This is a genomic window from Pseudomonas sp. B6001, assembly GCF_013386015.1.
Lineage (GTDB): Bacteria > Pseudomonadota > Gammaproteobacteria > Pseudomonadales > Pseudomonadaceae > Aquipseudomonas.
Map to the genome: position 1 here is coordinate 15,811 of NZ_JACAOX010000038.1, position 24,796 is coordinate 40,606.

General features: G+C 61.4%; 25 protein-coding genes. 13 read left to right on the forward strand and 12 right to left on the reverse strand.

Annotation, left to right across the window (positions count from 1 at the left end; genetic code table 11):
- The first annotated feature begins 120 nt into the window (after positions 1–120).
- Entirely contained in the window at positions 121–1,350 is a 1,230-nt protein-coding gene (locus HX821_RS28080; protein WP_177037026.1) for an S-type pyocin domain-containing protein, read from the forward strand.
- Positions 1,347–1,682: a hypothetical protein gene (locus HX821_RS28085; protein WP_008432085.1), complete on the forward strand. Its 336-nt coding sequence runs from the start codon at positions 1,347–1,349 to the stop codon at positions 1,680–1,682. Before HX821_RS28080 ends, HX821_RS28085 begins: the two co-directional genes overlap by 4 nt.
- A 75-nt stretch (positions 1,683–1,757) precedes the next feature.
- Here HX821_RS28085 and HX821_RS28090 read toward each other — a convergent pair whose 3' ends face one another.
- The 6 genes from HX821_RS28090 to dinG form a co-directional block, all read right to left on the reverse strand.
- Positions 1,758–2,222 (reverse strand): glycine zipper 2TM domain-containing protein, encoded by a 465-nt coding sequence (locus HX821_RS28090; protein ID WP_003189251.1) that lies wholly within the window; start codon positions 2,220–2,222, stop codon positions 1,758–1,760.
- A 281-nt stretch (positions 2,223–2,503) separates the two neighbouring features.
- Complete coding sequence (gene pdxH, locus HX821_RS28095; RefSeq protein ID WP_003211693.1) at positions 2,504–3,151, reverse strand: pyridoxamine 5'-phosphate oxidase; 648 nt, start codon at positions 3,149–3,151, stop codon at positions 2,504–2,506.
- Between the two features lie 27 nt (positions 3,152–3,178).
- The gene (locus tag HX821_RS28100) at positions 3,179–4,342 is read right to left on the reverse strand and encodes an OmpA family protein (RefSeq protein WP_134325848.1); all 1,164 of its coding nucleotides are present in this window, start codon (positions 4,340–4,342) and stop codon (positions 3,179–3,181) included.
- 142 nt (positions 4,343–4,484) lie between these two features.
- A complete protein-coding gene (locus HX821_RS28105; RefSeq protein ID WP_177037028.1) occupies positions 4,485–5,630 on the reverse strand; it encodes a serine hydrolase domain-containing protein in 1,146 nt (381 codons plus the stop codon).
- Positions 5,631–5,722: 92 nt separating this feature from the next.
- Positions 5,723–8,050 (reverse strand): beta-galactosidase, encoded by a 2,328-nt coding sequence (locus tag HX821_RS28110; protein WP_008432094.1) that lies wholly within the window; start codon positions 8,048–8,050, stop codon positions 5,723–5,725.
- A gap of 95 nt (positions 8,051–8,145) precedes the next feature.
- Complete coding sequence (gene dinG / locus HX821_RS28115; RefSeq protein WP_008432096.1) at positions 8,146–10,290, reverse strand: ATP-dependent DNA helicase DinG; 2,145 nt, start codon at positions 10,288–10,290, stop codon at positions 8,146–8,148.
- A 99-nt stretch (positions 10,291–10,389) separates the two neighbouring features.
- Here dinG and HX821_RS28120 point away from each other — a divergent pair, with 99 nt between their 5' ends.
- Entirely contained in the window at positions 10,390–10,854 is a 465-nt protein-coding gene (locus HX821_RS28120; protein ID WP_003213709.1) for a CopD family protein, read from the forward strand.
- A 102-nt stretch (positions 10,855–10,956) separates the two neighbouring features.
- On the opposite strand, the gene HX821_RS28125 is transcribed toward HX821_RS28120, so the two are convergent.
- From HX821_RS28125 to HX821_RS28135, 3 genes are all read right to left on the reverse strand, one after another.
- Complete coding sequence (locus HX821_RS28125) at positions 10,957–11,715, reverse strand: hypothetical protein (protein WP_003213707.1); 759 nt, start codon at positions 11,713–11,715, stop codon at positions 10,957–10,959.
- Positions 11,708–12,001 (reverse strand): DUF1145 domain-containing protein, encoded by a 294-nt coding sequence (locus tag HX821_RS28130; protein ID WP_087694264.1) that lies wholly within the window; start codon positions 11,999–12,001, stop codon positions 11,708–11,710. Before HX821_RS28130 ends, HX821_RS28125 begins: the two co-directional genes overlap by 8 nt.
- A 128-nt stretch (positions 12,002–12,129) precedes the next feature.
- Positions 12,130–12,825, reverse strand: a complete 696-nt coding sequence (locus HX821_RS28135) for an OmpA family protein (protein ID WP_008432103.1) — start codon at positions 12,823–12,825, stop codon at positions 12,130–12,132.
- 180 nt (positions 12,826–13,005) lie between these two features.
- On the opposite strand from HX821_RS28135, the gene HX821_RS28140 reads away from it, so the two are divergent.
- The 4 genes from HX821_RS28140 to HX821_RS28155 all read left to right on the forward strand — a co-directional run bounded on the left by HX821_RS28140 (position 13,006) and on the right by HX821_RS28155 (position 14,737).
- Positions 13,006–13,503 carry a DUF6231 family protein gene (locus HX821_RS28140; protein WP_008432105.1) on the forward strand — a complete coding sequence of 166 codons (498 nt, stop codon included), beginning with the start codon at positions 13,006–13,008 and terminating at the stop codon, positions 13,501–13,503.
- Positions 13,504–13,507: 4 nt separating this feature from the next.
- Positions 13,508–13,978 (forward strand): YchJ family protein, encoded by a 471-nt coding sequence (locus tag HX821_RS28145; RefSeq protein ID WP_003213699.1) that lies wholly within the window; start codon positions 13,508–13,510, stop codon positions 13,976–13,978.
- A gap of 61 nt (positions 13,979–14,039) precedes the next feature.
- Positions 14,040–14,540, forward strand: a complete 501-nt coding sequence (locus HX821_RS28150) for an LEA type 2 family protein (protein WP_003213697.1) — start codon at positions 14,040–14,042, stop codon at positions 14,538–14,540.
- Positions 14,537–14,737, forward strand: a complete 201-nt coding sequence (locus HX821_RS28155; RefSeq protein WP_003213695.1) for an SEC-C metal-binding domain-containing protein — start codon at positions 14,537–14,539, stop codon at positions 14,735–14,737. Before HX821_RS28150 ends, HX821_RS28155 begins: the two co-directional genes overlap by 4 nt.
- Positions 14,738–14,877: 140 nt before the next feature.
- Here HX821_RS28155 and HX821_RS28160 read toward each other — a convergent pair whose 3' ends face one another.
- Together HX821_RS28160 and HX821_RS28165 are read right to left on the reverse strand one after the other, a co-directional pair.
- Positions 14,878–16,269, reverse strand: a complete 1,392-nt coding sequence (locus tag HX821_RS28160) for an ATP-binding protein (RefSeq protein ID WP_003213693.1) — start codon at positions 16,267–16,269, stop codon at positions 14,878–14,880.
- Positions 16,266–16,976, reverse strand: coding sequence for a response regulator (locus HX821_RS28165; RefSeq protein ID WP_003213692.1), 711 nt, complete (start codon positions 16,974–16,976; stop codon positions 16,266–16,268). Before HX821_RS28165 ends, HX821_RS28160 begins: the two co-directional genes overlap by 4 nt.
- Before the next feature lie 196 nt (positions 16,977–17,172).
- On the opposite strand from HX821_RS28165, the gene HX821_RS28170 reads away from it, so the two are divergent.
- From HX821_RS28170 to HX821_RS28190, 5 genes are all read left to right on the forward strand, one after another.
- Positions 17,173–19,554 (forward strand): TonB-dependent siderophore receptor, encoded by a 2,382-nt coding sequence (locus tag HX821_RS28170; protein ID WP_177037030.1) that lies wholly within the window; start codon positions 17,173–17,175, stop codon positions 19,552–19,554.
- A gap of 3 nt (positions 19,555–19,557) precedes the next feature.
- On the forward strand, positions 19,558–20,238 hold the full coding sequence (locus HX821_RS28175; protein ID WP_177037032.1) for a Fe2+-dependent dioxygenase: 681 nt from the start codon (positions 19,558–19,560) through the stop codon (positions 20,236–20,238).
- Between the two features lie 28 nt (positions 20,239–20,266).
- A complete protein-coding gene (locus tag HX821_RS28180; RefSeq protein WP_177037034.1) occupies positions 20,267–21,382 on the forward strand; it encodes an ABC transporter substrate-binding protein in 1,116 nt (371 codons plus the stop codon).
- 161 nt (positions 21,383–21,543) lie between these two features.
- Positions 21,544–22,602 carry an iron ABC transporter permease gene (locus HX821_RS28185; protein WP_134325843.1) on the forward strand — a complete coding sequence of 353 codons (1,059 nt, stop codon included), beginning with the start codon at positions 21,544–21,546 and terminating at the stop codon, positions 22,600–22,602.
- Positions 22,599–23,387: an ABC transporter ATP-binding protein gene (locus HX821_RS28190; protein ID WP_003213680.1), complete on the forward strand. Its 789-nt coding sequence runs from the start codon at positions 22,599–22,601 to the stop codon at positions 23,385–23,387. Before HX821_RS28185 ends, HX821_RS28190 begins: the two co-directional genes overlap by 4 nt.
- 4 nt (positions 23,388–23,391) lie before the next feature.
- On the opposite strand, the gene HX821_RS28195 is transcribed toward HX821_RS28190, so the two are convergent.
- Positions 23,392–23,943, reverse strand: a complete 552-nt coding sequence (locus HX821_RS28195) for a cysteine hydrolase family protein (RefSeq protein ID WP_177037037.1) — start codon at positions 23,941–23,943, stop codon at positions 23,392–23,394.
- Between the two features lie 96 nt (positions 23,944–24,039).
- On the opposite strand from HX821_RS28195, the gene HX821_RS28200 reads away from it, so the two are divergent.
- A complete protein-coding gene (locus HX821_RS28200) occupies positions 24,040–24,684 on the forward strand; it encodes a glutathione binding-like protein (protein WP_003213676.1) in 645 nt (214 codons plus the stop codon).
- The last annotated feature ends 112 nt before the right edge of the window (positions 24,685–24,796 follow it).

Genomic DNA, 24,796 nt, shown 5'->3' on the forward strand with positions numbered 1-24,796 from the left:
CTAGGCCCATTCGGCGCCATCTCACAGAACCGTCCTACATCCACCCTCCGCTGCTTGCAATAACGTCGTGCTCCCGGCTCCGCCGCCGGACGTCGTTATGCAACACGCCAGGAGGGCACGATGGCAAACAGCAAGGATATCCCCCAAGTCTGGCGATGCTACGGGACCGGCACGGGGGGTTACCGTCGGCTCGAGAACATGAGCGAGCGCGAGCTGGCTGATCGTGAGGCCAGGCAGCGAGCATACGAAGCCATGCTTGCCCGTCAGGAGGTCTACGAGGCCAGACGCAAAGTGGAGCGACCGCCAGCAACATTGCCCATCGCGGGCTGCGTCTTCGCCAAGTCCTGCAACCTGCCGGACGCCCACATCGACTACAACAATCCATCCGGCTATGTACCGCTTGACCCCATAGGAGACTATGGCGAGCACGTTCTGCTGGGTGGTCGTGAAACGGACATCGAGGGGCTGCTGTCACTCAAAAAGATCAGCGGCAGCGCACTCCCGGCTGGGCTAGGGACATTGGCACTGGGTGGCTCAGCGGTTAGTGGCGCCTCCAGCATCGCAGCGAGTGTTGGAACAGCTGGGGCCGGACTGATGCTTGGGGTTGCAGCCCTCGTCTGGCCCTCCAGCCTGGGCGATAGTGCGCTTTACAGCGACCGTCAACTGCGCTCAATGCCACGAGCACGCACCCGAGCCCGCCTGCATATCGAGCAACTTGCTGACGGCACGCTCAAGGGATACGCCTTCTACACCGGGAAAAATCGCGACTGGGAAATGGTTGATGTCGTGCAGTTTGGCCAGCGCGGCACGCAGCAGGTCGCGGACTTGGGCGACGGCGTCGAGCTGATCTGGACGCCTGCTGTCGACCCCGCTGACACCCTCGGCATTCCTGCGTTGGAGGCTGCACCGCAGGCGCCGCAAATCTGGGTGTATCCGCCAACCGAGAAGGCCGACAACATCATCGTTGATCCGATCTATCCGCCGGAATACAGGGATTTTATTCTGGTGTTTCCGGCGGGTTCGGGTATTCGACCTCTGTATATCGTCGTAAGCCTGAGGTATGAGGACGCCCCCTATCACGGAAAAAAAGATAACGCTGTCAAAAGCAGAAAGCCGACTAACGGCCTGGATGCGCTTAATAACTCGGTAGAGCTGAATCCGCCAAACTCACGTAGACGCATAGGGATTGACCCACACACAAAAGAGTTTGTAGTGATCGATCGCACCTCAGAAGGCGTTTACCACGGTCATGTGAGACTGTGGAGTGAGCTAAGACAAGAGATGAAAAATGCTTTAATAAAAGCGAACAAAACAGATCGAAAAGGAAAGATTCTGGGAGCCGAAAAATGAGTTTGCGCTATCACGACCCTTCTTTAAGTCAGGATGAAGCTATAAGCTTTATAGCCACTAATGACCTGACCAAGGTCACAGAAGCTCTAATATCCATCGGCCTTAACGAGACAGATGCTATCTGGGCACAAGAAACCTGTCTCAAGTACGCAAACAATGACAACGAGGACATCGCGTCGGCTGCCATCATCGCGATAGGCCACATTGCACGCCGTTTCGGCGAGTTGGACATGGCGAAAGTTACGCCCGTACTGCAACAGGCAAAAAGGAAATCTCCTTCTCTGAGCGGAGTCGTACAAGACACGCTTGACGACATTCAGATGTTCACCTGATATCCCACATATACCCCAACAAAAAACCCCAACCGGCCACCCGGTTGGGGTTTTTCTTTTCCTGCAACCTTACCCTTAGCGAGTAACGCGGCTGGTTCCGTCCACCGTCATGATGCGGACGCGGTCGCCGATGCGGAAGATTTCGTTCTCTTGAACCGCCTGGACGTAGGCGCGCATGCTGCCATCATCTTCGCGGACGGTGATTTCAACACCCTGGGTGCGGGTCAGGCCTTCCTCGGTGGCCGAGCCCAGCAGGCCGCCGGCGACTGCGCCGATAACGGCGGTCACGATGCTGCCACGGCCGCCGCCGATGGCGCTGCCGCCAACGCCGCCGATGACTGCGCCCGCAGCGCCGCCGATTGGGGTCTTGGTGCCTTCGATTTTCACCGGACGCAGGGATTCGATGGTGCCCATGCGAACAGTCTGTACACGACGAGCTTCGTCACGGGAGTACGAGTCGCCGGTCAGACTCGAGGCGCAGCCACCCAGCAGCAGCGACAGGGTGGTAAAGCAGGCAACTAGTAAAACGGACTTACGCATAGCATCAACTCCAAAGGACAGGTATCCATTAAACCGCTGTGGCTTGCCGCCTGTCACGGCATGCCGGGCAGAAAATTGTTTTCATTCAGCCTTAGTACAGAGAACCTGTACCGAAAAACTCGACGAACGGTAGCAATCCCACCTCCCTCAGGATCTCGATGGACGCTGTCATCATTGTAGCTAACGGCCGCATAACGCAGCGCAGCGCTACCCATCCAAGGCCTCTGACTAGAGACTTCGGCGTGCAGCGCTACATTCAGGCGAGGTGACGAAAGGTGGGCTCAGGGCGCCAGGCGCTCACGGGTCCAGTCGGCCCCCTGCAAGCGGAAGTTCAAGCGGTCGTGCAAACGACTCGCGCGGCCTTGCCAGAACTCGATGCGCTCCGGCAGCAGGCGGTAACCACCCCAGTGTTCGGGGCAATCAGGCTGGGTATCGCTGAAGCGTTGTTCGGTGGCCTTGAGCAGCGCCTGCAACTCTTCGCGGTCCCTGATTACCCGGCTTTGCGGTGAAGCCCAGGCACCCAGGCGGCTACCCAGGGGACGGACCTGGAAGTAAGCATCCGACTCCTCGGGCGAGACCTTGACCACCCGACCTTCGATGCGCACCTGGCGCTCCAGGGTCGGCCAGAAGAAGGTCATGGCGGCAAACGGTCGCGCCGCGAGTTGTTCGCCCTTGGCGCTCTGATAATTGGTGAAGAAGGTAAAGCCCTGTGTATCCAGGCCCTTGAGCAGCAGGATCCGGCAGTGCGGGCGACCGTCCTGGTCCACCGTAGCCAGGGTCATGGCATTGGCCTCCACCGGTGGCTGTTCGGTTTTCACCGCGTCGGCGAACCACTGGTGGAACAAGGCAAACGGTTCATCCGGGGCCTGGGCCTCGCTCAAACCGTCCCGTGTGTAGTCACGGCGCATATCGGCCAGTGCCTGGGTCATGCGGCTTTATCCTTCTTGCTCAAATAATCAGTTCTTCGCCTGGTCGTTGGTAGCAGCTGGAGCGGCGGCCTTGGCAGGTGCTGGCTTTTTAGCAGCAGGCTTGGCCGGGGCCTTTTTGGCAGCCGGCTTGGCGGCAGCTTTCTTGGCGACGGTTTTTTTCGCCGGAGCGGCAGCTTTTTTGACCGGAGCAGCGGCTGGAGCAGGAACGTCCTGCACAGCGACCATTTCAGCCTTCGGCGGATTGGCCGAGTTGTACTTGCTCAACAGGGCCAGCATGGTGGTGCGCTGGGTGAACATGATTTCCATGCGACGGTTCAGGGCGCGGCCCTGGTTGCTGTCGTTGGCGGCACGCGGCATCAGGTCGCCCATGCCACGCAGCATCAGGCGGTCCTGCTTCAGGCCGCTGAGGCTGAAGATCGAAGCGATGGACTGTGCACGTTCCTTGGTCAGGGCCTGGCTCACCGGCTCGGCACCCGAGGTATCTACATGGCCCAGGACCAGTACGGCAGTTTTCGGATCGCCTTCAACGGCCTTGGCAACACGGGTGAACGGACCCAGGGTCACCGGCAGCAACATCGCCGGGCGTTTCGGGTTGTAGGAGCCGTCAACCGGAGCAATCACCACCAATACGTTGTCGCGGCGTTCCAGTTGCAGGTTGCTGTCCTTGATCGCGAGACGCAGGCGTGGCTCGTAGTCGTCCAGCCAGGCCTGGGTGATTTTTGGATCAGGCATCGGGATGTTGGCGACGTCGACCTTGGCCAATGGCTTTGGCTTGCTTTCGAACGGCCACCACCATTTGGTATCGGTATCCGTCTTGGCAACGGCAGGTGCAGCGGCCGGTGCATCAGCCGGGGCGCCGGAGGCAGGCGTTGCCGCCTTGAGGTCGGCCTTCAGGTCTGCCTTGGCGTCGTCGGCTTTCGACGAGAACGGCCACCAGCTGGAGCCGGTATCCGCCTTCGCAACCGGTGCAGGTGCAGGTGCAGCAGCCGGTGCTACCGGCGCTGGCGCCTTGGCCGCGACCGCCGGCTTGGCATCCGGTTTGGTGTCGGCCTGGCTCACTGCGTCCTTGGTAGCAGCCTTATCGGAGCCAAATGACCACCAATGCCCGCCCTCGGCATCATTTTGTGGGGTTTGTGCACAGCCAGTAATAGTGAGGCATAGCGCCAGTGCCAAGGACTTGTTCGATAACATGAGATATCCACAAAATGAGAAAAAACCAGGGGCCTGAATGACCCGTTAAACAGACGCTTTTGGAACATTAAAGTTACAACATTTCGCCTAGCGTCTTTTTGTATGTGCCTTTGTAACAAAAAAACGCAAGACAGCAAGCTATTTACAGACAACCGGCCAATATTCTTACCAACTTTTGCGCCCGCGGGTCCATAAGTACATAAGGGCCCAATGTATTGGTCACAAAACCAAAGGCTACATCATGTTCCGGATCGGCAAACCCCACCGAACCACCGGCCCCGGGATGCCCAAAGGCCCGTGGGCCAAGGCCGAACGTGGCGTTCGGCACGTGCGGTTGATCCAACATGCAACCCAGCCCGAACCGGGTTTGTGTCAATAAGGTTTTATCCGGGCCGATACTGTGTTCGCGGGTCAACTCTTCGAGCATATCGGCTTCCAGCAAACTACCGTCGAGCAGCCCACTATAAAAACCCGCCAGACTTCGCGCATTACCGTGACCATTTGCCGCTGGCTGCTGCATACGCCGCCATTCGGGTTTATTAGTGCTGGTCAGAATAGACGGTGGATTGGTAAATGCACGGGTAGTCATCGCCGTCGGCTCGCGCATCGTTACTTGAAGTAAACGTTGTGCCGCCTCATCGCCAACATTGCCCTTGCCTCGGGCTATATGGGCAACTCGATAAAACTCTTCATCTGCCAACCCCACATGAAAATCCAGGCCCAGTGGCCGTGCAACCCGGGCCACGATGGACTCGCCCGGCGCACGACCGTCGGCGCGGCGCAGCAACTCGCCCACCAGCCAACCATAGGTAATCGCCGCATAACCGTGCCCTTCCCCGAGCTTCCACCATGGCGCTTCGGCGGCGAGGGCGTCGACCATCATCTGCCAGTCGTACAGGGCTTCGGCGGGCAGCGTTTCACGCAGGGCCGGCAACCCGGCCTGGTGGCAGAGCAGATGGCGCAGGGTGATGGCTTCCTTGCCCGCGGCAGCAAACTCCGGCCAGTACTTGGCGACCGGCGCATCCAGCTGCAACTTGCCTTCGGCCACCAGTTGCAGCGCCGTGACGGCCGTAAAGGTCTTGGTGCAGGAGAACAGATTGGCAATGGTGTCGCTGTGCCAGGCCTCGGCACCGTCCTTGTCGGCGGTACCGGCCCACAAGTCGACGACGGTTTCGCCGCCAATCTGGATGCACAGCGCGGCACCACGTTCCTGAGGGTCGTCGAACAGCGCGGCGAAGGCTTCACGCACCGCTTCGAATTGAAGCTCGTAATGACCCTGAATCTGCACCTAAGCCCCCTTGGAAAAGTACTACAGAAAGTGGCCGACATTGTTCCAGCCATTGAGCGATTTGGGAACCCGCTCTCGTCGATCAGCCCCCATCAATGACCTTTGCCGGAATGCCCGCCGGAATGCTCTGCACCCGGCGCTGCTGCATTGCCTTCACGCCCGGGCTTGCCGCCCTCACCGGCGTGGACCGCTGCGGCAGCCTTGGCCTTTTCGGCCTCCTTGCCCAGCTGATCGACGGCAGCCAGGTTACTTTTGCGCACACTGTCGACAAACCCCTGGAACGGCACATCGGTGATGCCGACCAGGCCGAAGTGGCCGTTTTCGCCGTCAAGCAAACGGCCGGTAACCGGCTGGTCCAGGTACTGGAACCAATGCACGCCGACGATCGATGGCTCGGCCATGGCCTGCTTCAGGAAGTTGGCGTAGGCAACCCCACGATCCTCTTCCCGGGCCAACTGCGTCACGCCGCCCCAGAACGGGCCGCGGTCCGCCGAGCCGAAGTTGAATTCGGTGATCAGCACCGGCTTGTCCAACGTCCGCAGGGCCGCGAAGTCGTAGCCGTCCTGAGGCTTGAGGGTGTACATGTTGAAGCTCAGCACATCGCAATATTGCGCGCAGGACGCCACCGCTTCCGGCGTGCTGACCGCGTATCGGCCACCCAGCAACAGCTGGTTGGGCGCATGCCATTTCAATGCATCGGAGATGGTCTTGAAGTAGGCGTCGGCAAAGGTCTTCTGGAAGTACTTGAAGTCCGCTTCGATTTCCGGGTGCTCCGGGCTTGGCATTGGCGGCACAAAGCCCGGGTCTTCCATCAGTTCCCAGGCGGGCAGCTCGATGCCCCAGGCCCTGGAAAGCCCCTCCTGATTGCGGTACTTGTCGCGCAATTGCTTGAGAAACGCGCGCTTGGCCGGCACGTCGGTGGTCATGCGCAGGGTGCCGTAGGCCAGGGCGTAGCGGGATTTCGCATCATCACCGGGACCGGCCCAGGCCAGTTCGTTGTCGGCAAAGAAGCCGATCAGCCACGGGTCGTCGCGATGGTCACGGGCGGCAATTGCCACCGCACGCTCGGTGGCCATGGCGAAGCGCGGGTCGAACGGGTCGGGCATGCCGCCCCACCAATCGGTGCCGGTGCTGATGCTCGCGTAATCACCGACGATCGACAGTGGCAAGGTGTAAGGCACGCGGTCGGCGGTCGCCAGCTGCGGCGCACTCCAGTTGCCGACAGTATTGAAACCCCAGGCCCGCAGGCGGTCGAGGGTGTGGCTGACCCAGCGTTTCTGGTCGAAACCTTCCGGAGCACAAGGTGCCGGCGGCACGCACGGCTGGCCATAGGTACGCTGCAGGTTGGCGCCATAGAAGTCGTACCAGCGGCCGACATTAAAGCTGCGCCCCTGATCGGCACCATTGCCGCTGCGGCTGTCACCGCTGCCGTAGTATTTGTCGAAAGGCTCGCCGGCCTTGGGCAGCGCGGCAAACATCCATTCGCGGCCCGCTACGTAGGTCTGGCTGTTGTCCGGGGCGACGGTGTTGACGCCCAGGGAGTAGAACGGATGGCCTTCCGGTGTCACCAGGTACCAGCGCCCGTCGCGCTTCTCGGTGCGGAAGAAGCCGCTGGCGTCAAAGGCCGGGCCCTTGTTCCAGCCGCCGAATTTGTCCAGGGAGGCCTTGTCGCGCTCGGCCAGCCAGCCCTTGAGCTGTTGCTGTTCCTTGACCGCTGCGGCCCTCAACTGCTCGTCGCTGCTGACTTTCTCCGGCCACCGGGCGCGGGTGGACTGCCCATAGGCGTCCACCAGATCGCTGTAGGTAGCCTTGAGTACCGGCGCGATGTCCTGCACGCCAAAGCGTTCGAGCAAGATGCTTTGGGCGACGTTCGGCTTGATCATCGACAGGGTCACCGACACGATCTGGCTGCGGTCGATCTCCCCTTCGCTGCTGGCCAGCAGCACGCGCTGGCCATCGACGGTGATCGGCATCGGCGGGCCGGCCTTCATCCCCTGGCTCAGCGGCGAGTTGGCTTGCAGCGGAATCAACAGCGTTTGCGCGGGACCGGCTGGCAGGTCGATACGGCTGAACAGCGTTCGGCCGTCATTGCTCTGCACCTTGACGTACAGGGTCAGCGCCCAGTCCATCGCACTTTGAATCCGCAGGCTCATGGCACCGGATTGCGACCAGTCCCAGGCGCCGGTCTGCGGGCTGAGCACCAGGCTCGGTTCGGCCGCCGGGTTGAAGGTGATACGGCGCAGCACTTCGCCTTCAGCGGTTTGTTCGGCGTTGTATTGCGGCAGGCTGGCGTCCTGGGTCGCCACCTTGACCACATCGGCGGGCCGTACAAAGTTGAACAAGGTTTGTTGCCCGGCAGGCGCAGCCAGCAATGGCGCGGCAAACAACAGGGCAAAAACAGCGGGCAGCGTGCGAATCATGTGAACAAGGTTCTCCCAAACGGCCGGTGACTGGCCTGATGACGTGAAGCGATGGTGAGATAGACCACAAAGTGGGCGAATTCGCCCACTGGGCCTTAAGAAATTTCCCGCCGAAACGGCGGTAAAGCATTCAGGATAGCTTTCCCATAGCGCTGGGTAACCAGACGCCGGTCAAGCAAGGTGATGGTGCCGCGATCTTCTTCGGTACGCAGCAGGCGGCCGCAGGCCTGGACCAGTTTCAAGGAAGCGTCCGGCACCGAGATCTCCATGAACGGATTGCCGCCCCGGGCTTCGATCCATTCGGCCAACGCGGCTTCCACCGGATCATCCGGCACCGAGAACGGGATCTTGGCGATCACCACGTGTTCGCAGTAGGCACCGGGCAAATCCACACCCTCGGCGAAACTCGCGAGGCCGAACAGCACGCTGGAATCGCCGCCATCCACCCGCGCCTTGTGCTTGTTCAGGGTTTCCTGTTTCGACAGGTTGCCCTGGATAAACACCTGCTTGCGCCAGTCACGGTCGAGGCCGTCGAACACGTCCTGCATCTGTTTGCGGGACGAGAACAACACCAGCGTGCCCCGTGAGCCCTCCACCAATGATGGCAGGTCACGAATGATCGCCGCCGTGTGGGCCGGCGCATCCCGTGGGTCGGCCTTGAGGTCCGGTACCCGCAGCACACCGGCGTCGGCGTGATGGAACGGGCTGGGCACCACGGCGGTGACGGCCTTTTTCGGCAGCCCGGCGCGCATGCGGAAGCGGTCGAAGGTGCCCAGGGCCGTCAGCGTGGCCGAGGTGACCAAGGCACCGTAGGCCACGTTCCACAGGTTGCGTCGGAGCATTTCCGCCGCCAGGATCGGGCTGGCGTTGACCTCGATATCGAACAGCGCACCGCTTTCCGACAGGGTCAGCCAACGGGCCATGGGCGGGTTGTCTTCCGGGTCTTCGACGGTAAAGGCGGTCCACAACTCCCAGTTGCCCTGGGAACGGGACAGCAGGCTGCCAAACAGCGGGTACCATTCTTCAGCCTGATTGCTGGCGATGCCGATATTGACCTCGCCATCCATGCCTTCCTTGAGCAAATCGGTGAGACGGGTGAACAAGTCGGTCAGGCGCGAAAAGCCCTTTTTCAGCTCGACGCCCATTTCGCGCATGTGCTCGGGGATCAGCCCGCCAACGAAACGATGGCGCGGCCGTTCGCGGCCTTCCACGTCTTCGCCGGGCTTGAAGTCTGCCACCTGTTCGCAGGCGCTGAACATGAATTGCTGCTGGGTCTTGATCTCCCGCGCCAGCTCCGGCACCTGCTCAATCAACTTGCCCAGGTCGCCCGGCAGCGGGTGCTGGGCGAGCAACTTGGTGAGGTTCTTGGCGGTGGTTTCCAGCCAGTCGGCGGTGGAGCGCAGCCGCGTGTAGTGAGCAAAGTGGCCGATGGCCTTGTCGGGCAGGTGATGGCCTTCGTCGAACACGTAGAGTGTGTCGCGCGGGTCGGGCAGCACGGCGCCGCCGCCCAGGGCCAGGTCGGCGAGGACCATGTCATGGTTGGTGACAATAACGTCGACCTTGCCCATGCCCTCCCGGGCCTTGTAGAAGGCGCACTGGCCGAAGTTGGGGCAATGACGGTTGGTGCACTGGCTGTGATCGGTGGTCAGGCGCGCCCAGTCGGCGTCTTCCAGGGCATTGGGCCAGCTGTCGCGGTCGCCGTCCCATTTATTGCCCGCCAGTTTCTCGATCATGCTGGTAAACAGCTTCTGACTGACCTCATCGACTTCGATCTTGAAGCCTTCTTCTTCGAACAGCGAGGCAGTGGCGGTTTGCGCGTGGCCTTCCTGCAGCAGCACGTCGAGCTTGGACAGGCACATATAGCGCCCACGGCCCTTGGCCAGGGCGAAGGTGAAATTCAGGCCGCTGTTGCGCATCAGGTCGGGCAGGTCTTTGTAGACAATCTGCTCTTGCAGGGCGACGGTAGCGGTGGCAATCACCAGGCGCTTGCCGGCGGCCTTGGCGGTGGGGATCGCCGCCAGGCTGTAGGCCACGGTTTTACCGGTACCGGTGCCGGCCTCGACGGCCACCACGGCGGGGTCGCCACTGCGCCGACCTTCGTCGTCGGTGTCGATATCCCCGAGGACCTTGGCGACTTCGGCGATCATCAGGCGCTGGCCGTACCGCGGTTTCAAGCTCTTGGCTTCGAGAAAACGCGAGTAGGCGCCCTGGATCGTGGTTTTGAGTTCAGTGCTGATCATGGATAGTCGGGCGCAAAAAACGCTGGATAAATTTTCAGTGGTTCGGATCGGCCGCTATCATACCCCGCTAATTAATCCCGCGCAGAACGGAGTACCCCAATGACCGTCTTTAGCTTCGCTTACACCCTGCATGTACTGGCCGCCCTGATCTGGGTCGGCGGTATGTTTTTCGCCTGGATGATCCTGCGCCCCGCCGCCATGGCCGCGCTGGACGGGCCGGCCCGGCTGAAACTCTGGGTAAATGTGTTTCAACGTTTTTTCGTGTGGGTCTGGGTGGCGGTGCTGGTGTTGCCGATCAGCGGTGTCGGCCTGCTGCAACTGCGCTTCAGCGGGTTTGAGACCGCGCCGCGTTATGTACAGGTCATGATGGGGTTGTATGTGGTGATGACGGCGCTGTTTATCCGGATTCAGGCGCTGAAGTTGCCGGAGCTGCGCGTGGCGGTGGCGGCGGAGGATTGGCCGGCCGGGGCTGCGGCCTTGGGGCAGATTCGTAAATTGGTGGGGATCAACTTGATAGTGGGGTTGGTGCTGGTGGCGATTGCTTCGGCACGGCCGATGTTCTAAAGCGCCTAGTAGACCGCTTTCGCGAGCAAGCCCGCTCCCACATTTGGAATGCGTTTCAAATGTGGGAGCGGGCTTGCTCGCGAAAGCGTCAGGCCAGTCGCCTCAGAGCCTCTGAATGGTCACAGCACCCGCAGGCCCCGCTGGCCCCGGCTGCCCTTCCAACCCGGCCCGGCCCTTTTCGCCGCCATCCGCGCGGTACACCAGGCACCCCTTGGACTGCCCGCCTTTACCCGGCTTGCCCGCCGTGCCCGCCAAACCACCGGCTCCGCCGTCCACCCAGACCTTGATCTTCTCGCCCGGGAAGTCCTGCGGCAATTCCACACGGACCTGCGCGCCCGCCGCGCCCGGCAGCCCGTCGCCGCCGTTGTCGCCATTGGCACCGCGCCCGGCCGAACCCCAGGTGCAGCCCGGGTCTTCGCCGTTGGCACCATCCAGCCCGGCATAACCCTGGGCACCCGCGCCACCGCGGGCATCCACCGACAGCTCATCGGCCGTCAGCGAGTTAATCCGCAACACCAGGTCACGCCCCGCCTTGGCCGGGCGCTCATGGGTACCGGGAGCGCCGCGTGAGGTGATCTGGCTGCCCTGCTCCAGCTGCGCCTGACGCACCTGCAGTTGCAACGTGGTGCTACCGGGCACGATGGCGATTCGCGCGTCGCGGCCCAGGTGCAGTTCATCCACCGTCACCTGGGTGATATTGGCGGGAATCAGCAAGGTGCCGTAATCCGCCACGTCCAGTCGCTCCAGTTGCAACACACCACTGCTGTTGGGCAGGCGCATCAACGAGTTGGTCTCGACGCTGACGCTCTGGGCCAGGGCAATGGGGCTGACCAGCAGGGCCAACAGAAAAACCTTACGCATGATTGGCCTCCTTGTTTACATCATTAGCCGGTGTCGGCGTCGAAAAGCTCTGCACATGGAACATACCCACCAGCAGGATCTGCAAGCGGTCACGCCAGGGATGGGCACGGGTTTTCACACTGCCGTTGAACAACAGCAGTTCCAGAACATGGGTCAGCAACAACAGGCTGCCGGCCAGGTTGACCAACAGGTGGAACGGGTTGATCAGCGGTGTGATCAGGTTGACCACCACCACGACCCAGAACAGCAACGTCAAGAATTTACCCAGCCCCCAAAACACCTTCATCCCGCACGCTCCCCTTGCACATTATTCTTTGGGCGCACAGTAACGACTTCTACAGGCGTTGTGCCAGTGAAGGATTAAAAAATTGATGAAGGGGCCCCTGGGGATTCCGCAGGGGCCTTGAGGCGGGGTCAGCGGTTGATCTGAATTTCCACGCGGCGGTTCAGCGCGCGGCCATCAGCGGTTTTGTTATCGGCTACGGGGTGGCTTTCGCCGGCGCCGGTCACGGAGACAAAACTGCTGCGCGGGATGCCGGAACTGACCAGGTAGTCGGTCACCGAATGAGCGCGTCGTTCAGAGAGTTTCTGGTTGTAGGCATCTTTACCGACACTGTCGGTATGCCCGCTGACGCGCAGCTGCGCACTCGGGGCCTCTTTTTTCAGGCGGGTGGCAATCACGTCGAGCTTGGTTTTGTCGGCAGCCGTGAGCTTCGCGGAGTCGAACTCGAAGTGCACGTCACGAATCACGATGGTTTCTTCCTTGACCACCACCACTTCCTCTTGAACCACCGCTACCGGCACCGGAGGGCAGCCATTGGCGTCGACCTGCACGCCTTTTGGCGTGCCAGGGCACTTGTCGCGGCTGTCCGGTACGCCATCGCCGTCCTCGTCACCGTCGCCATGCACCCAGCAATAGGCGCCAGCCATGCCGCCAATCAGCAGCGCGCCGTAGCCTGCATAGGACGAGCTTTGGGTCGCACCAATGGCAGCACCGGTCACACCGCCGACGGCGGCACAGGTGGGCCAGTCGGTTTTTTGCAAGCCTGCGCAACCTGTCAATACTCCGGTTAGCAGAACCAAGGGTAGAGCTGTCCGCATGATGCTCATCTGACTTTCTCCTGAGGGGATCGGCGGGGGCCGACGAGTGGAGTAAAGACGGCTCTTTTCATCTGCGCCAGCGTGTCACACCCCAGTATTCATTGGGCCGAGCGGTTTATTCTCGCCGCCCGCTCTAGGCCCGCACGCTCAGGCAGGCTAGTCTCTACGGTCCTGATGTGAGGATCTTCGATGACTGCCGGTATTTCTTCCCGTACACCCCAGCAAGCGCTCGCTGCGCTGCTTGATCTTCACGCGCCCAAACGCCTGTTGTTATTGGGCGCCAGCCAGTTCCCGGCGCTGGATGCCTTTAAGGAAGCACACCCGGATACCGTGGTGTCCTTCGCCGAGCCCGGTCCCTTGCCCACCGACCTCGCGGCCCAGCGTTTTGACCTGGCACTGGCGGTCGGTTGCCTGGAACACCTGTCAAAACCTGCGGGCCTGACCTTGCTGGGGGGCATTCGCAACCTCAATGCCAGTCGCATTGCGGTGCTGGTGGACCTGGAGGCCTGCCACTGGAAAGACACCGATTTCTTCTCCCTGGCCCTGCAAGCCAGCGAGCGTTTCCAGCGCGACGATCAGGTTTTGACGCTGTTTACCTATGATCTGCTTGACTATAAACAGGTGCCGGATTGGCTGAACGCCCGCTTCTGGGCCAACCCGCAAAATTTTGGAAAGTATTGGTGGTAACCCGATGAGTACATCCATTTGCCCCTGCGGCAGCGGCAACCTGCTGGATGCCTGCTGCGGTCATTATCACGCCGGCCACCCGGCCCCCTGCGCCGAAGCGTTGATGCGTTCGCGCTACAGCGCCTATGTGCTGGGCCTGGTGGACTACCTGGTGGCAACCACCCTGCCTGCGCAGCAAGCCGGGCTGGACACGGCCGCCATCGGCGCCTGGAGCGCCCAAAGCACCTGGCTGGGCCTTTCAGTGGAAAGCTCCGAGGTGTTCGGCGGCCAGCCGGAACACGCCTTCGTGACCTTTACCGCTCGCTGGCATGACAGCACCGGCGAACACAGCCACCGCGAGCGCTCATCTTTCGTACAGAACAATGAGCACTGGTACTTTATCGACCCGACGGTGGACGTGAAGGCCGGGCGTAATGACGCCTGCGTGTGTGGCAGCGGGCAGAAATTCAAGAAGTGCTGTTCCGGCTACCTCTGACATTCATTGATACCCGACAGGCTCTCGCTTGCTATGCTGACTCTTCACACGGAGTAACGGCATGGTTTCTCAGGCGCGGGTATTCAGGACTTACAGCCTTCTGCTGGCATTGATGCTGGGGCTCTCCGGCTGCGCGTCGTGGTTCGCCGACGATACGCCCGCCCCCGAGGTGCGTCTGGTCAAGGTCGACCCCGTGCGGGTCAAGTTGCTGGAGCAGAAGTTCAAGCTGTATTTCCGCGTGGATAACCGTGACGACAACGACCTGACCGTACGCGGCCTGGTTTACAAGGTCAGCCTCGGCACGATGGTGCTGACCGAAGGCGAGTCCAACGAATGGCTGACCGTGCCACCCCACAGCCACGCTTTTTTCCGGGTATCGGTGCGCACCAACCTGTGGCCGCAGATCCGCGATGTGGTCGACATGCTGAAAAATCCGCGCGATCCCGTGCCCTATCGTCTTGAAGGCGAGTTGAAAACCGGTTTATTTATCGGGAACGACGTGCAGGTGTTGCGCAATGGCGAGATAATCCCCGGCGACTTTATTCCGGAGCGACATCGATGACTCAGCAACCCCATGTCCATGGTCCCGACTGCAACCACGATCACGATCATCATGATCACGACCACGGCCATGTCCACGGCCCGAACTGCGGCCACGCTCACCAGGAGCCGGTGCGCAATACGTTGAAGGACGTGGGTCGTAACGATCCTTGTCCGTGCGGCAGCGAGAAGAAATTCAAGAAGTGCCACGGGGCTTGAGTTAAGAAACCCGATTCTCGAAACACTGCACATCCAAATGTGGGAGCGGGCTTGCTCGCGAAAGCGCAGTGTCAGTCAACCTCTCTGTTACTGATACACCGCTTTCGCGAGCAAGCCCGCTCCCACATTTAGCCTGCATTTCAAGGCCAGGATTTGCGCTGAAACTCCAACACCACCTCCAATCCCCCACCCTCCCGATTGCTCAAGCCCAACCGCCCGTCATGGGCACTGGCGATCGTATGCGCGATACTCAGCCCCAGCCCGTAACCACCGGTTTCCACATTGCGTGAGCCTTCCACCCGGTAAAACGGCTCCATCACCTGTTCCAGTTGTTCCTGGGGAATCCCCGGCCCACGGTCGCTGATGACAATCTTCAAGCTGTCCGCCTTGTCCTCTACCCGCACCACCACCTCGGAGCCATAACGCACCGCGTTCTCCAGCAGGTTCTGCACGCAACGCTTGAGACTGCGGGCATACCCCGGCAATGGCTGTTTGGCCCGCCCTTCTATCGTCACCGTCTCGCCCACGTCCTGCAGGTCCGCCTGCAAGCTTTGCAGCAAGGCGTTGATGTCGATGTTCTGGCGCTTCTCGTTGATTTCGCCGCTGCTGACGAAGTCCAGGGTGCTGGAAACCATGTGCTCCATTTCTTCCAGGTCGCTGCGAAAACGTTCCTTGGTGCGGTTGTCGTCGAGCATTTCTGTACGTAACCGCAGGCGCGTAATGGGCGAGCGCAGGTCGTGGGAAATCGCCGCCAGGAAGCGCGTGCGCTCGGCGATATTGGCGATCAGCCGCTGCTGCATGGCATTGAACGCCTGGGCGGCGCGGCGCACTTCGGTGGGCCCATCGAGGGCCAGCGGTGGCCGCTGGATGTCCCGGCCCAAGGCTTCGGCAGCCTTGGCCAGGGCGTTGAGCGGGCGAATGGCCAGGCGCACCGCCACCAGGGCAATGATCACCAGCACCAATACCCGCAGCAGATAAATGCGCATCACGTAATCGAACAGCAAGTCCATCGGGGAAGTACTGGTCCAGCCTTGTTCCTCGGTGGCCTGCACTTGCAGCCAGCGCCCGTCCGGCAAACGCAGGTCAATCAGGAATTGCCCCACCACAGGCCTGGAGCTGAGCAGAGTCGACAGCCCGGCATGCTGGCCCTCGGCATCCAGCAACTTGAGGCTCAACAGATGCAGGTTCTGGGTGTAGCCGGTTTTCTCCGAGAGCACTTTATTCAGCAAGCGCTCGGTGGCCTGGTCGCTGTCGCTGATGCTGCTTGTCACATCACTGGCCTGGTCACTCAGGGTCAGGCGAAAGCGCGGCGTATCAAGCAGCTTGATCAGCACATCCGCCTGCGCCGGATCGCTGTGTACCAACCGCACCACGTCCGCCAGCCGCGTGGCGATCAGCCGGCTGGGGATTTCCAGCACCTGGCCGTGGCGCATGTCGTACCAGATGCTGCTGGTCAGGGCCTGGGCCGCAAGCATGCCGCTGACCAGGATCAGCACCAGCCGGCCGAACAGCGAACGCGGCAGCAGTTTCACGATTGCAGCGCCACGTCGTCGGCGGTGAGCATGTAACCCTCGTTGCGCACGGTCTTGATCAACCCGGCCGGCAACTGCGAGCGCAGTCGGCTGACGCACACATCAATCGAGCGGTCGAACGGCGTGCTGTCTTTGTCGAACACATGGTTGAGCAAAAAGTCGCGGCTCAGCGGCCGGTTGGGATGCTGCAACAACAGGCGCAACACCCGGTAATCGGAGTTGCCGAGGCTGACCACCACGCCTTCCGGCGAAAGCAATTGGCGGGCCCGGGTGTCCAGCTGCCAGCCGGCAAAGCTGATGCTCGGTGCTTCATCGAGCCGCGCCCGGTCCGGAAAACTCTGCACCCGGCGCAGCACCACCTTGATCCGCACCAGCAACTCCCGCGGGTCGAACGGCTTGGGCAGGTAATCGTCGGCGCCGATTTCCAGGCCGACGATCCGGTCGATCAGCGTACCCTTGGCGGTGAGCATGATCACCGGCGTGTTGGAGCTGACGCGCAATTCGCGGCACAAACTCAGGCCGTCTTCGCCGGGCAACATCAGGTCGAGGACGATCAGGTCGATGACATTCAGCGCCAGGCGGCGGCGCATTTCCTTGCCGTCGCCGGCGGTGGACACCTGGAAGCCGGCGTCACTCAGGTAGTCGCACAGCAATTGGCGGATTTGCGGGTCGTCATCAACGATCAGCAGGTGGTCTTGCTTGGCCATGGGGCAATTCGTCCGAAACTCAAAAGGCAGGAGATAGCCGAAACTTCAGCCAGGAGTACGCGCAAATGTAATGGAATGTTGTGGGAAGCGGTAATCACGCATCCACATTACAAAGCCACGTCATGGCGGCCGGTATCGGTCTTTAGACTACCGAATCTAAATGAGATTAATTGTAATTTAGCCTAGGTCACTCCGAATGCCATTGCCTACCCCGCGCGCCCTGTCGCTGCAATCTACCCTTGCGCCGATGTTCGGCCTGCTTGCCGCCGGCAGCGTTTCTCCCACCGCCTGGGCCGATGCGCCGGTGGCGGCGTCGAATGATTCAGTGCTGAGCCTGCCGGAAATCAAGATCGACGGTGAAGCCACTTCCGCCTTTAAAGTCGACCGGGTGACCTCGGCAAAAATCAGCCAGCCGCTGCTTGATGCCCCGCAAAGCGTAACCATCGTCCCGCAGCAAGTGCTCAAGGAGCAAAACGCGCAGACCTTGCAGGAAGTGTTGCGCAACGTGCCGGGCATCACCTTCATGTCCGGCGAAGGCAACCTGGGCTGGGGCGACCTGTTTTCGATTCGCGGGTTTTCTTCGGAGCAGAGCCTGACCGTCGACGGTGTGCGCGATGCCGGCCAATCGACCCGCACCGACACCTTCAACCTGCAACAGGCAGAAGTGTTCAAGGGCACCGGCTCGATCGAATCCGGCGTTTCCGCGGTAGGCGGCAGCGTCAACCTGGTGAGTAAAGAGGCGCACCTGGGGGATGCCAACAAACTCTCGGCCGGCATCGGCACCGACAGCTACCGCCGCCTCACCGGCGATTTCAACCAACAACTGAATGACACCACCGCCCTGCGCATCAACCTGATGAAGCACTACAACCAGGTGGCCGAGCGTGACGACGTGGACTACGACCGCTGGGGCATCGCGACCTCCCTCGGCTTCGGCCTGGGCACCGACACCCGCCTGTTTATCGACACCTTCTACCAGAAGGACGACAACACGCCGGACGGCGGTGTGCCGATCCAGCGCGGCACCGACGGCGACCGCATGCCGGGAGTCAAGCGCTCCAACTGGTATGGCGACTCGCACCTGTACACCCAGCAGACCAAAACCACTTCGCTGACCACCCGCTTCGAGCATGATTTCGACTGGAACGAAGCGACCCTGAAGAACCAGACCAAGTGGGAGCGTACCGACAACTTCGCGGTGCTCTCGCCCGCGCGCTTCTTCGCCGCCAACGGCAATGGCCAAAAAACCTGCACCGGCACGCGCTGTGCGACCTTGGGCTACACCGGCGTAGGACCGATCAGCCAAGTGCCCGGCAGCACGGTAAATGCCTACCCGGGATACGCCAACAGCGGTAACACCGCCTACGGTATTTTGCGAGGGAGCGACTTCGGCCAGTCGACGCGCTACACCATCCTCGACAACCAGACCGACTTCGCCTTCAAGCTCAATACCGGCGGGCTGGAACACGCGGTGGTCAGCGGGCTCGAGTTCTATCACGAGACCTACGGCGGCCTGAAACGCAACGCCGAAGTGCCGGCCGGCGATCTGTTCTTCGACATGAACGACCCGAGCCACAGCTTTGCCAGCACCGAAGTGACCAAGGGTGAAGGCCAGCCACGCTCGGTGATCGACAACGCCGGCATCTACCTGGGTGACACCATCACCCTGAATGAACAGTGGCAAGTGCTCGGCTCCCTGCGCTACGACAACTGGCAGGCCAAAACCACCCAGCGTGGCCAAGCGTCCATCGACAGCACCGACGGTGCCGTGAGCGGCCGGGTCGGCGCGGTGTACAAGCCGTTGCCTAACGGCAGCATCTACGTGTCCTACAGCGAAGCGGCACAACCGTCAGCCCTGGGTGCGTCGACCAACAACCAGATCTACGGCGCCGCGAGCACCAGCAACTACACCCCGGCCAAGTCGAAGACCTACGAGATCGGCACCAAGTGGGACATTGCCCACGACCTGCTGAACGTCACCGCCGCGATCTTCCGCACCGAACTGGACAACTCCTGGGAATACCAGGACGGCGAAAGCGCTCCGGTACGCGCCCTCCCCGCCAAGCGCGTAGACGGTGTGGAACTGGGCCTGCAAGGCAATATCAGCCCGCGCTGGACGGTGTACAGCGGGTTCTCCGCGCTGAAAAGCACCCAGACCAAAGGGGCCAACAAAGGCGAGGAAGCCAAGAACGTTCCCGACCTGACCGCCAACCTGTGGACCACCTACGCCGTCACCGACGACCTGAGCCTGAGCTACGGCGCGCAATACGTAGGACGCCGCCGCTACAGCGACAACAAATACGTCGGCGGCCTGAACAACAACAGCAGCTACGCCACCGGCCCGTCCGGCGTGTACGCGATCTACACCCGCGACCACGAAAAAGCCCCCGGCTACTGGCTCAACAACGTGGCTGCGCAATACAAAGTGACCAGGCAAACCACGGTCAATCTCAACCTGAACAACGTGTTTAACAAGTTCTACTACAGCCAGATCGGCGCGTCCCTGGACGGCTTCCAGCTCTACGGCATTCCGGGCGCCGGGCGCACGCTCACCGCCAGTGTCGACTATGAGTTTTAAGCCGTGCTGATCGAAATCCCCGGCCTGTTGAGTGCCGAAGAAGTCGAGGTGGCCGTCGCCACCCTGCTCGATCAACCGTGGGTCGACGGCAAGGTCACCGCCGGGCAACGCTCGGCCAGGGCGAAAAACAACCGGCAGCTGTCGGAAGACGCGCCGGTAGCGATTCGCCTGGGTGAGCAGATTCTGTCGCGGCTGTCGGACAACGCGCTGTTCATGTCCGCCGCCCTGCCGAAGAAAATCTACCCGCCGCTGTTCAACCGCTACAGCAGCGGCGAGGCCTTCGACTGGCATATCGACAATGCGATTCGCGGCCTCAAGGGTGTGCGCGAACGGGTGCGCACCGACATCTCCGCCACCTTGTTCCTGGCTGATCCGGCCAGCTACGACGGCGGCGAACTGGTGATCCGCGACACCTTCGGCGAGCACGCGGTGAAGCTGCCCGCCGGGCACCTGCTGATTTATCCCGGCAGCAGTTTGCACAAGATCAACCCGGTCACCCGCGGCGAGCGCATCGCCAGTTTCTTCTGGATCGAAAGCCTGGTGCGCGAAGACAGTCAGCGCCAACTGCTGCTGGACATGGACGTGGCGATTCAACGCCTCACCGCGCAACACGCCGACGACCACGCATTGCTGCAACTGAGCGGCGCCTATCACAACCTTTTGCGGCGCTGGAGCGATGTCTGATGCGCCGCCTTCACCTGGAGTTCTCGCCATGCTGAAACCCCGCAACTTCCTCAAGCTGGGCGCGCTGTTTGCCGTGCTAATCCTCGGCCACGCCGAAACCGCCGCCGCCCATGAAGTCACCGACGTGCTGGGCCGCAAGGTCGAGGTGCCAGACCACGTGCAACGCGTGGTGCTCGGCGAAGGCCGGCTGATTTCGGCCTTTGCCTTGCTGGACAAGGACGCGCCATTCCAACGGATTGTCGGCTGGCAGAATGATTTGAAACTGTTGGACGCCCACACCTATAACGCCTACGTGGCGAAATTTCCGACGGTAAAAGACATTCCGCTGATTGGCCAGGCGTCGGAGCAAAGCGTCAGCGCCGAGGAAATTCTTTCGCTGAAACCGGACCTGGCGGTGTTCAGCATTTCCGGCCATGGCCCGACTGAACACAGCCCGGTGGCGGACGTGTTGGCCAAGGCGGGCATTGCAGTGTTGTTCGTCGACTTCCGCATCAACCCGGTGCAAGGCACCCACGCCAGCATGACCGCCCTGGGCCAGGCCCTGGGCCGGGAAACCCAGGCCAAGGCGTTCCTCGACTTTTATGACCAGCACATCAAGGTGATCACCGACGCCGTCGCCACCTTGCCGGCCGGGCCGCGCCCGAGCGTGTTCCTGGAATTGCTGGCCGGCGCCTGGCAGGCACCGGGGCACACCACTGGCAAGAGCGGCATGGGTGAAGTGATCAAGCTGGTGGGCGGGCGCAACATCGCCGCCGACGTGGTGCCGGGGGCGCTGGGAGATATCAGTGTCGAGTACGCGCTGAAGTCTGACCCGGATGTGTATGTGGCCACCGGCAATCACAAGCCCGGGTTGATTCTGGGGGCTGGCGTGAGCAACGAAGACGCGCGTGCCGCGTTTGATACCGTGCTGGCCCGCCCTGAGTTTGTGAACCTTCGGGCGATTCGTGAGGGCAATTCCCACGGTCTGTGGCATGACTTCTACAACTCGCCGTACAACCTGCTGGCGATTGAAGCGCTGGCCAAGTGGGTGCATCCGGAATTGTTCGCCAAGCTGGATCCCAAGGCGACCATGGAAGCGATGAACCAACAGTTCCTCGGCATGCCGCTGCAGGGTGCTTACTGGATTGATGGCAAGGCCAAGTAACTAAGGCTCACAACCCATTCCCTGCCTGGACACGGTTCCTGTGGGAGCTGGCTTGCCTGCGATAGCGGTGTTGGATTCACCATCGCCATCGCAGGCAAGCCAGCTCCCACACTGACCGTGTACCGGCAGGGATTTTCGTCGTTTTCAAGGCTGCGAATCCAATGACCACTCAAACCCTCGACCTCGCCACCGCCAGCCAAGGCTATCGCCGCCTGCTCGCGCGTCGTTGCTGGCTGCTGGCCCTGCTGGGTGGCGCGCTGATGTGCGCGATCCTCGTGGACCTGGCCAGCGGCCCGTCGGGCATGGGCCTTGGCGCCCTGCTCGATGGCTTGCTGCACCCGGCCCACCTGAGCGCCACCGACCAGGTGATCATCTGGAACGTGCGCCTGCCCTACGCCTTGATGGCGGTGTTGGTCGGTTGCGCGCTGTCGCTGGCGGGCGCCGAGATGCAGGCGATCCTTAACAACCCGCTCGCCAGTCCATTCACCCTGGGGGTTTCCTCGGCGGCGGCGTTGGGCGCGTCCCTGGTGATTGTGTTTCCGGTGACGACGCTGTGGGTGTCGGCCAATACGGCGATTTCCATTTCAGCCTTTGTGTTTGCCGCCGCCTCGGTCTTTTTGCTGCAAGCCATGTCGCGGCTGCGCGGTGCCGGGGTGGAAAGCCTGGTGCTGTTCGGGATTGCCCTGGTGTTCAGTTGCAACGCGGTGGTCGCCCTGTTGCAACTGGTCGCCACCGAAGATGTGCTGCAACAACTGGTGTTCTGGACCCTGGGCAGCGTGACCCGGGCCAACTGGGACAAGCTCGGCATCCTCGCGTTGGTGGTCGCCGTGGTCATGCCCTTTTCCTTCGCGGCCGCGCCACGCCTGACCCTGTTGCGCATGGGCGAAGACCGCGCGCAAAGCTTCGGTGTCGATGTGAAGCGCCTGCGGTTTTTCTCGTTGTTGCGCATCAGCCTGCTGTCGGCCACCGCCGTGGCGTTTGTGGGAACCATCGGATTTATCGGCCTTGTGGGTCCGCACATCGCGCGGATTCTGGTGGGTGAAGACCAGCGCTTCCTGCTGCCGGCCAGCGCGCTTGTCGGCGCGTTACTGTTGTCGCTGTCATCCATCGCCAGCAAGCTGATCATGCCCGGGGTGATCGTACCCGTGGGTATCGTCACCGCGCTGGTGGGCGTGCCGATTTTCGTGTTGCTGGTGTTCAAGCGCGGGAGGCAGTTATGAGCAGCGGGCTGTCGATTCAGAACGCCCAGGTCAGTTATGGCCGGCGCCAGATTGTGCATGACCTGAGTTTGCCAACCTTGGCCCACGGCAGTTTGACCGCGTTGATCGGACCGAACGGTGCGGGCAAGTCGACGTTGCTGCGGGCTGTGGCGGGGCTGGAAAAGATGCAGGGAGTTGTCAGATTGGGTGACCTGGACCTGACGAAAATGTCCGTCGGTGAACGCGCCCGGCGTGTGACCTATATGCCGCAAAACCTTCCGCCGGGCTTGAGCCTGAGTGTGATGGAAAGCGTGATCGCCGCGCTGCGGGTGGCGAACGTCGAGGGCATTGCGCTTTCAAGCGACGCGTGCATGCGCGAGGCCTTTGATGCGTTGCAAAGGATTGGCATCGCTCATCTGGCGGATCAGCTATTGAGCACGTTATCCGGCGGCCAGCGGCAACTGGTCAGCCTGGCGCAACTGATTGCGCGTCGGCCACAGGTAATGTTGCTGGATGAACCCACCAGTGCGCTGGACTTGAACTACCAGTTGAAGGTCATGGATTGCGTGCGGGACCTGGTGCGGGAACACAACCTGATCGCCGTGGTGGTGCTGCACGACATCAACCTCGCGGCGCGCTATGCCGACCATATCGCGGTGCTGCGCCAGGGCCGGCTGTACGCCAGTGGCGCGGCGGATGACGTGCTGGATACGGCGCTGTTTGCCGAAGTCTATGGTGTGCGGGTACGCATCGAGCGATGCTCACAACAAACGTTGCAGGTGTTGGTGGACGGCGCCGTAACCTGACCCCCTACGGGAGGAGGGTTTCTGAAGAGATGACGGTGGCGTACTCGCCGTGCAGGTTACCCAACGACATGGCATGTACCGCCTGCGCCGAATGCATCTGCCCGAAAAAGTCCGCCTTGTCGAAGGTGTAGCAGGCATCTTCGATAACCCACGTCTCAAACCCCAGGTTGCCGGCACTGCGGGCCGTGGCCTCCACCGAGTTATGGGTGGCCACGCCCACCAGCACCACTTGCCGAAGCCCGGCCTCATGCAACCTCGCTTCCAGCCCCGTCCCACAAAATGCGTCCGGCACCCGTTTCTGGATCAACTGCTCACCCGCCTGCGGAATAAATGCATCCTGAAACTCCACCCCCGACTGCTGCGGCCAGAACACCGATTCCGGCGAATGGGACAGATGCTGCACATGAATCACCGGCCAGCCTTCGCGCCGCCAATGCGCCAGCAACGCCTGCATGCGCGCCTCGGCGTGCGGATTATTGCGCCGTCCCAGCCTGGGATGGTGAATGCCTTTTTGCTGGTCAATCAGAATCAACGCTGCGCCCGCACGAATTTCCATATCGATAGACCCAAATGTTTCATTGAATTTTCGTCACCCTAACATCACCTATACCTACAGGCATTCGCTCAAGCATCACCACCCTTGGAGAGCTTCATGATCGACCTGTATTACTGGACCACCCCCAACGGTCACAAAGTGTCGTTGTTCCTGGAAGAAGCCGGCCTGCCTTACGAGGTACACCCGATCAACATCGGCCAGGGCGATCAGTTCAAGCCCGACTTCCTGAAGATCGCCCCCAATAACCGCATCCCGGCCATCGTCGATCAGAACCCGACCGACGGCGGCGCGCCGATTTCCCTGTTCGAATCCGGCGCAATCCTGCTGTACCTCGCGGAAAAAACCGGCAAGTTCATTCCCCAGGACCTGCGTGGTCGTCAGGAAGCGCTGCAATGGCTGTTCTGGCAAATGGGTGGCCTGGGGCCGATGGCCGGCCAGAATCATCACTTCAGCCAGTTCGCCCCGGAAAAAATCCCCTACGCGATCAAACGCTATGTGGATGAGACCGCCCGCCTGTATGGCGTGCTGGACCGGCGCCTGGCCGACCGCACGTTCGTGGCCGGCGAGGAATACAGCATTGCCGACATGGCGATCTACCCGTGGATCGTTTCCCACAAGTGGCAGAGCCAGAAGCTGGAAGACTTCCCACATGTAGAACGCTGGTTCAACCACATCAAGCAACGCCCGGCGACGGTGCGTGCCTATGAGCTGGTGCAGAAGGTCAATCCGCCAAAATCCTGAAGGTCAACGGGATCAAAATGTGGGAGCGGGCTTGCTCGCGAATGCGGTGGATCAGCCACAACTCTTTTAGCTGATACACCGCATTCGCGAGCAAACCCGCTCCCACACTGAT

Excerpts from the sequence above, each read along its gene's own strand:
- HX821_RS28080 (WP_177037026.1), top strand. The coding sequence starts at position 121 with ATGGCAAACAGCAAGGATATCCCCCAAGTCTGGCGATGCTACGGGACC.
- HX821_RS28085 (WP_008432085.1), top strand. The coding sequence starts at position 1,347 with ATGAGTTTGCGCTATCACGACCCTTCTTTAAGTCAGGATGAAGCTATA.
- HX821_RS28090 (WP_003189251.1), bottom strand. The coding sequence starts at position 2,222 with ATGCGTAAGTCCGTTTTACTAGTTGCCTGCTTTACCACCCTGTCGCTG.
- pdxH (WP_003211693.1), bottom strand. The coding sequence starts at position 3,151 with ATGACCCAGGCACTGGCCGATATGCGCCGTGACTACACACGGGACGGT.
- HX821_RS28100 (WP_134325848.1), bottom strand. The coding sequence starts at position 4,342 with ATGTTATCGAACAAGTCCTTGGCACTGGCGCTATGCCTCACTATTACT.
- HX821_RS28110 (WP_008432094.1), bottom strand. The coding sequence starts at position 8,050 with ATGATTCGCACGCTGCCCGCTGTTTTTGCCCTGTTGTTTGCCGCGCCA.
- dinG (WP_008432096.1), bottom strand. The coding sequence starts at position 10,290 with ATGATCAGCACTGAACTCAAAACCACGATCCAGGGCGCCTACTCGCGT.
- HX821_RS28120 (WP_003213709.1), top strand. The coding sequence starts at position 10,390 with ATGACCGTCTTTAGCTTCGCTTACACCCTGCATGTACTGGCCGCCCTG.
- HX821_RS28125 (WP_003213707.1), bottom strand. The coding sequence starts at position 11,715 with ATGCGTAAGGTTTTTCTGTTGGCCCTGCTGGTCAGCCCCATTGCCCTG.
- HX821_RS28130 (WP_087694264.1), bottom strand. The coding sequence starts at position 12,001 with ATGAAGGTGTTTTGGGGGCTGGGTAAATTCTTGACGTTGCTGTTCTGG.
- HX821_RS28135 (WP_008432103.1), bottom strand. The coding sequence starts at position 12,825 with ATGAGCATCATGCGGACAGCTCTACCCTTGGTTCTGCTAACCGGAGTA.
- HX821_RS28140 (WP_008432105.1), top strand. The coding sequence starts at position 13,006 with ATGACTGCCGGTATTTCTTCCCGTACACCCCAGCAAGCGCTCGCTGCG.
- HX821_RS28145 (WP_003213699.1), top strand. The coding sequence starts at position 13,508 with ATGAGTACATCCATTTGCCCCTGCGGCAGCGGCAACCTGCTGGATGCC.
- HX821_RS28150 (WP_003213697.1), top strand. The coding sequence starts at position 14,040 with ATGGTTTCTCAGGCGCGGGTATTCAGGACTTACAGCCTTCTGCTGGCA.
- HX821_RS28155 (WP_003213695.1), top strand. The coding sequence starts at position 14,537 with ATGACTCAGCAACCCCATGTCCATGGTCCCGACTGCAACCACGATCAC.
- HX821_RS28165 (WP_003213692.1), bottom strand. The coding sequence starts at position 16,976 with ATGGCCAAGCAAGACCACCTGCTGATCGTTGATGACGACCCGCAAATC.
- HX821_RS28170 (WP_177037030.1), top strand. The coding sequence starts at position 17,173 with ATGCCATTGCCTACCCCGCGCGCCCTGTCGCTGCAATCTACCCTTGCG.
- HX821_RS28180 (WP_177037034.1), top strand. The coding sequence starts at position 20,267 with ATGCTGAAACCCCGCAACTTCCTCAAGCTGGGCGCGCTGTTTGCCGTG.
- HX821_RS28185 (WP_134325843.1), top strand. The coding sequence starts at position 21,544 with ATGACCACTCAAACCCTCGACCTCGCCACCGCCAGCCAAGGCTATCGC.
- HX821_RS28190 (WP_003213680.1), top strand. The coding sequence starts at position 22,599 with ATGAGCAGCGGGCTGTCGATTCAGAACGCCCAGGTCAGTTATGGCCGG.
- HX821_RS28195 (WP_177037037.1), bottom strand. The coding sequence starts at position 23,943 with ATGGAAATTCGTGCGGGCGCAGCGTTGATTCTGATTGACCAGCAAAAA.
- HX821_RS28200 (WP_003213676.1), top strand. The coding sequence starts at position 24,040 with ATGATCGACCTGTATTACTGGACCACCCCCAACGGTCACAAAGTGTCG.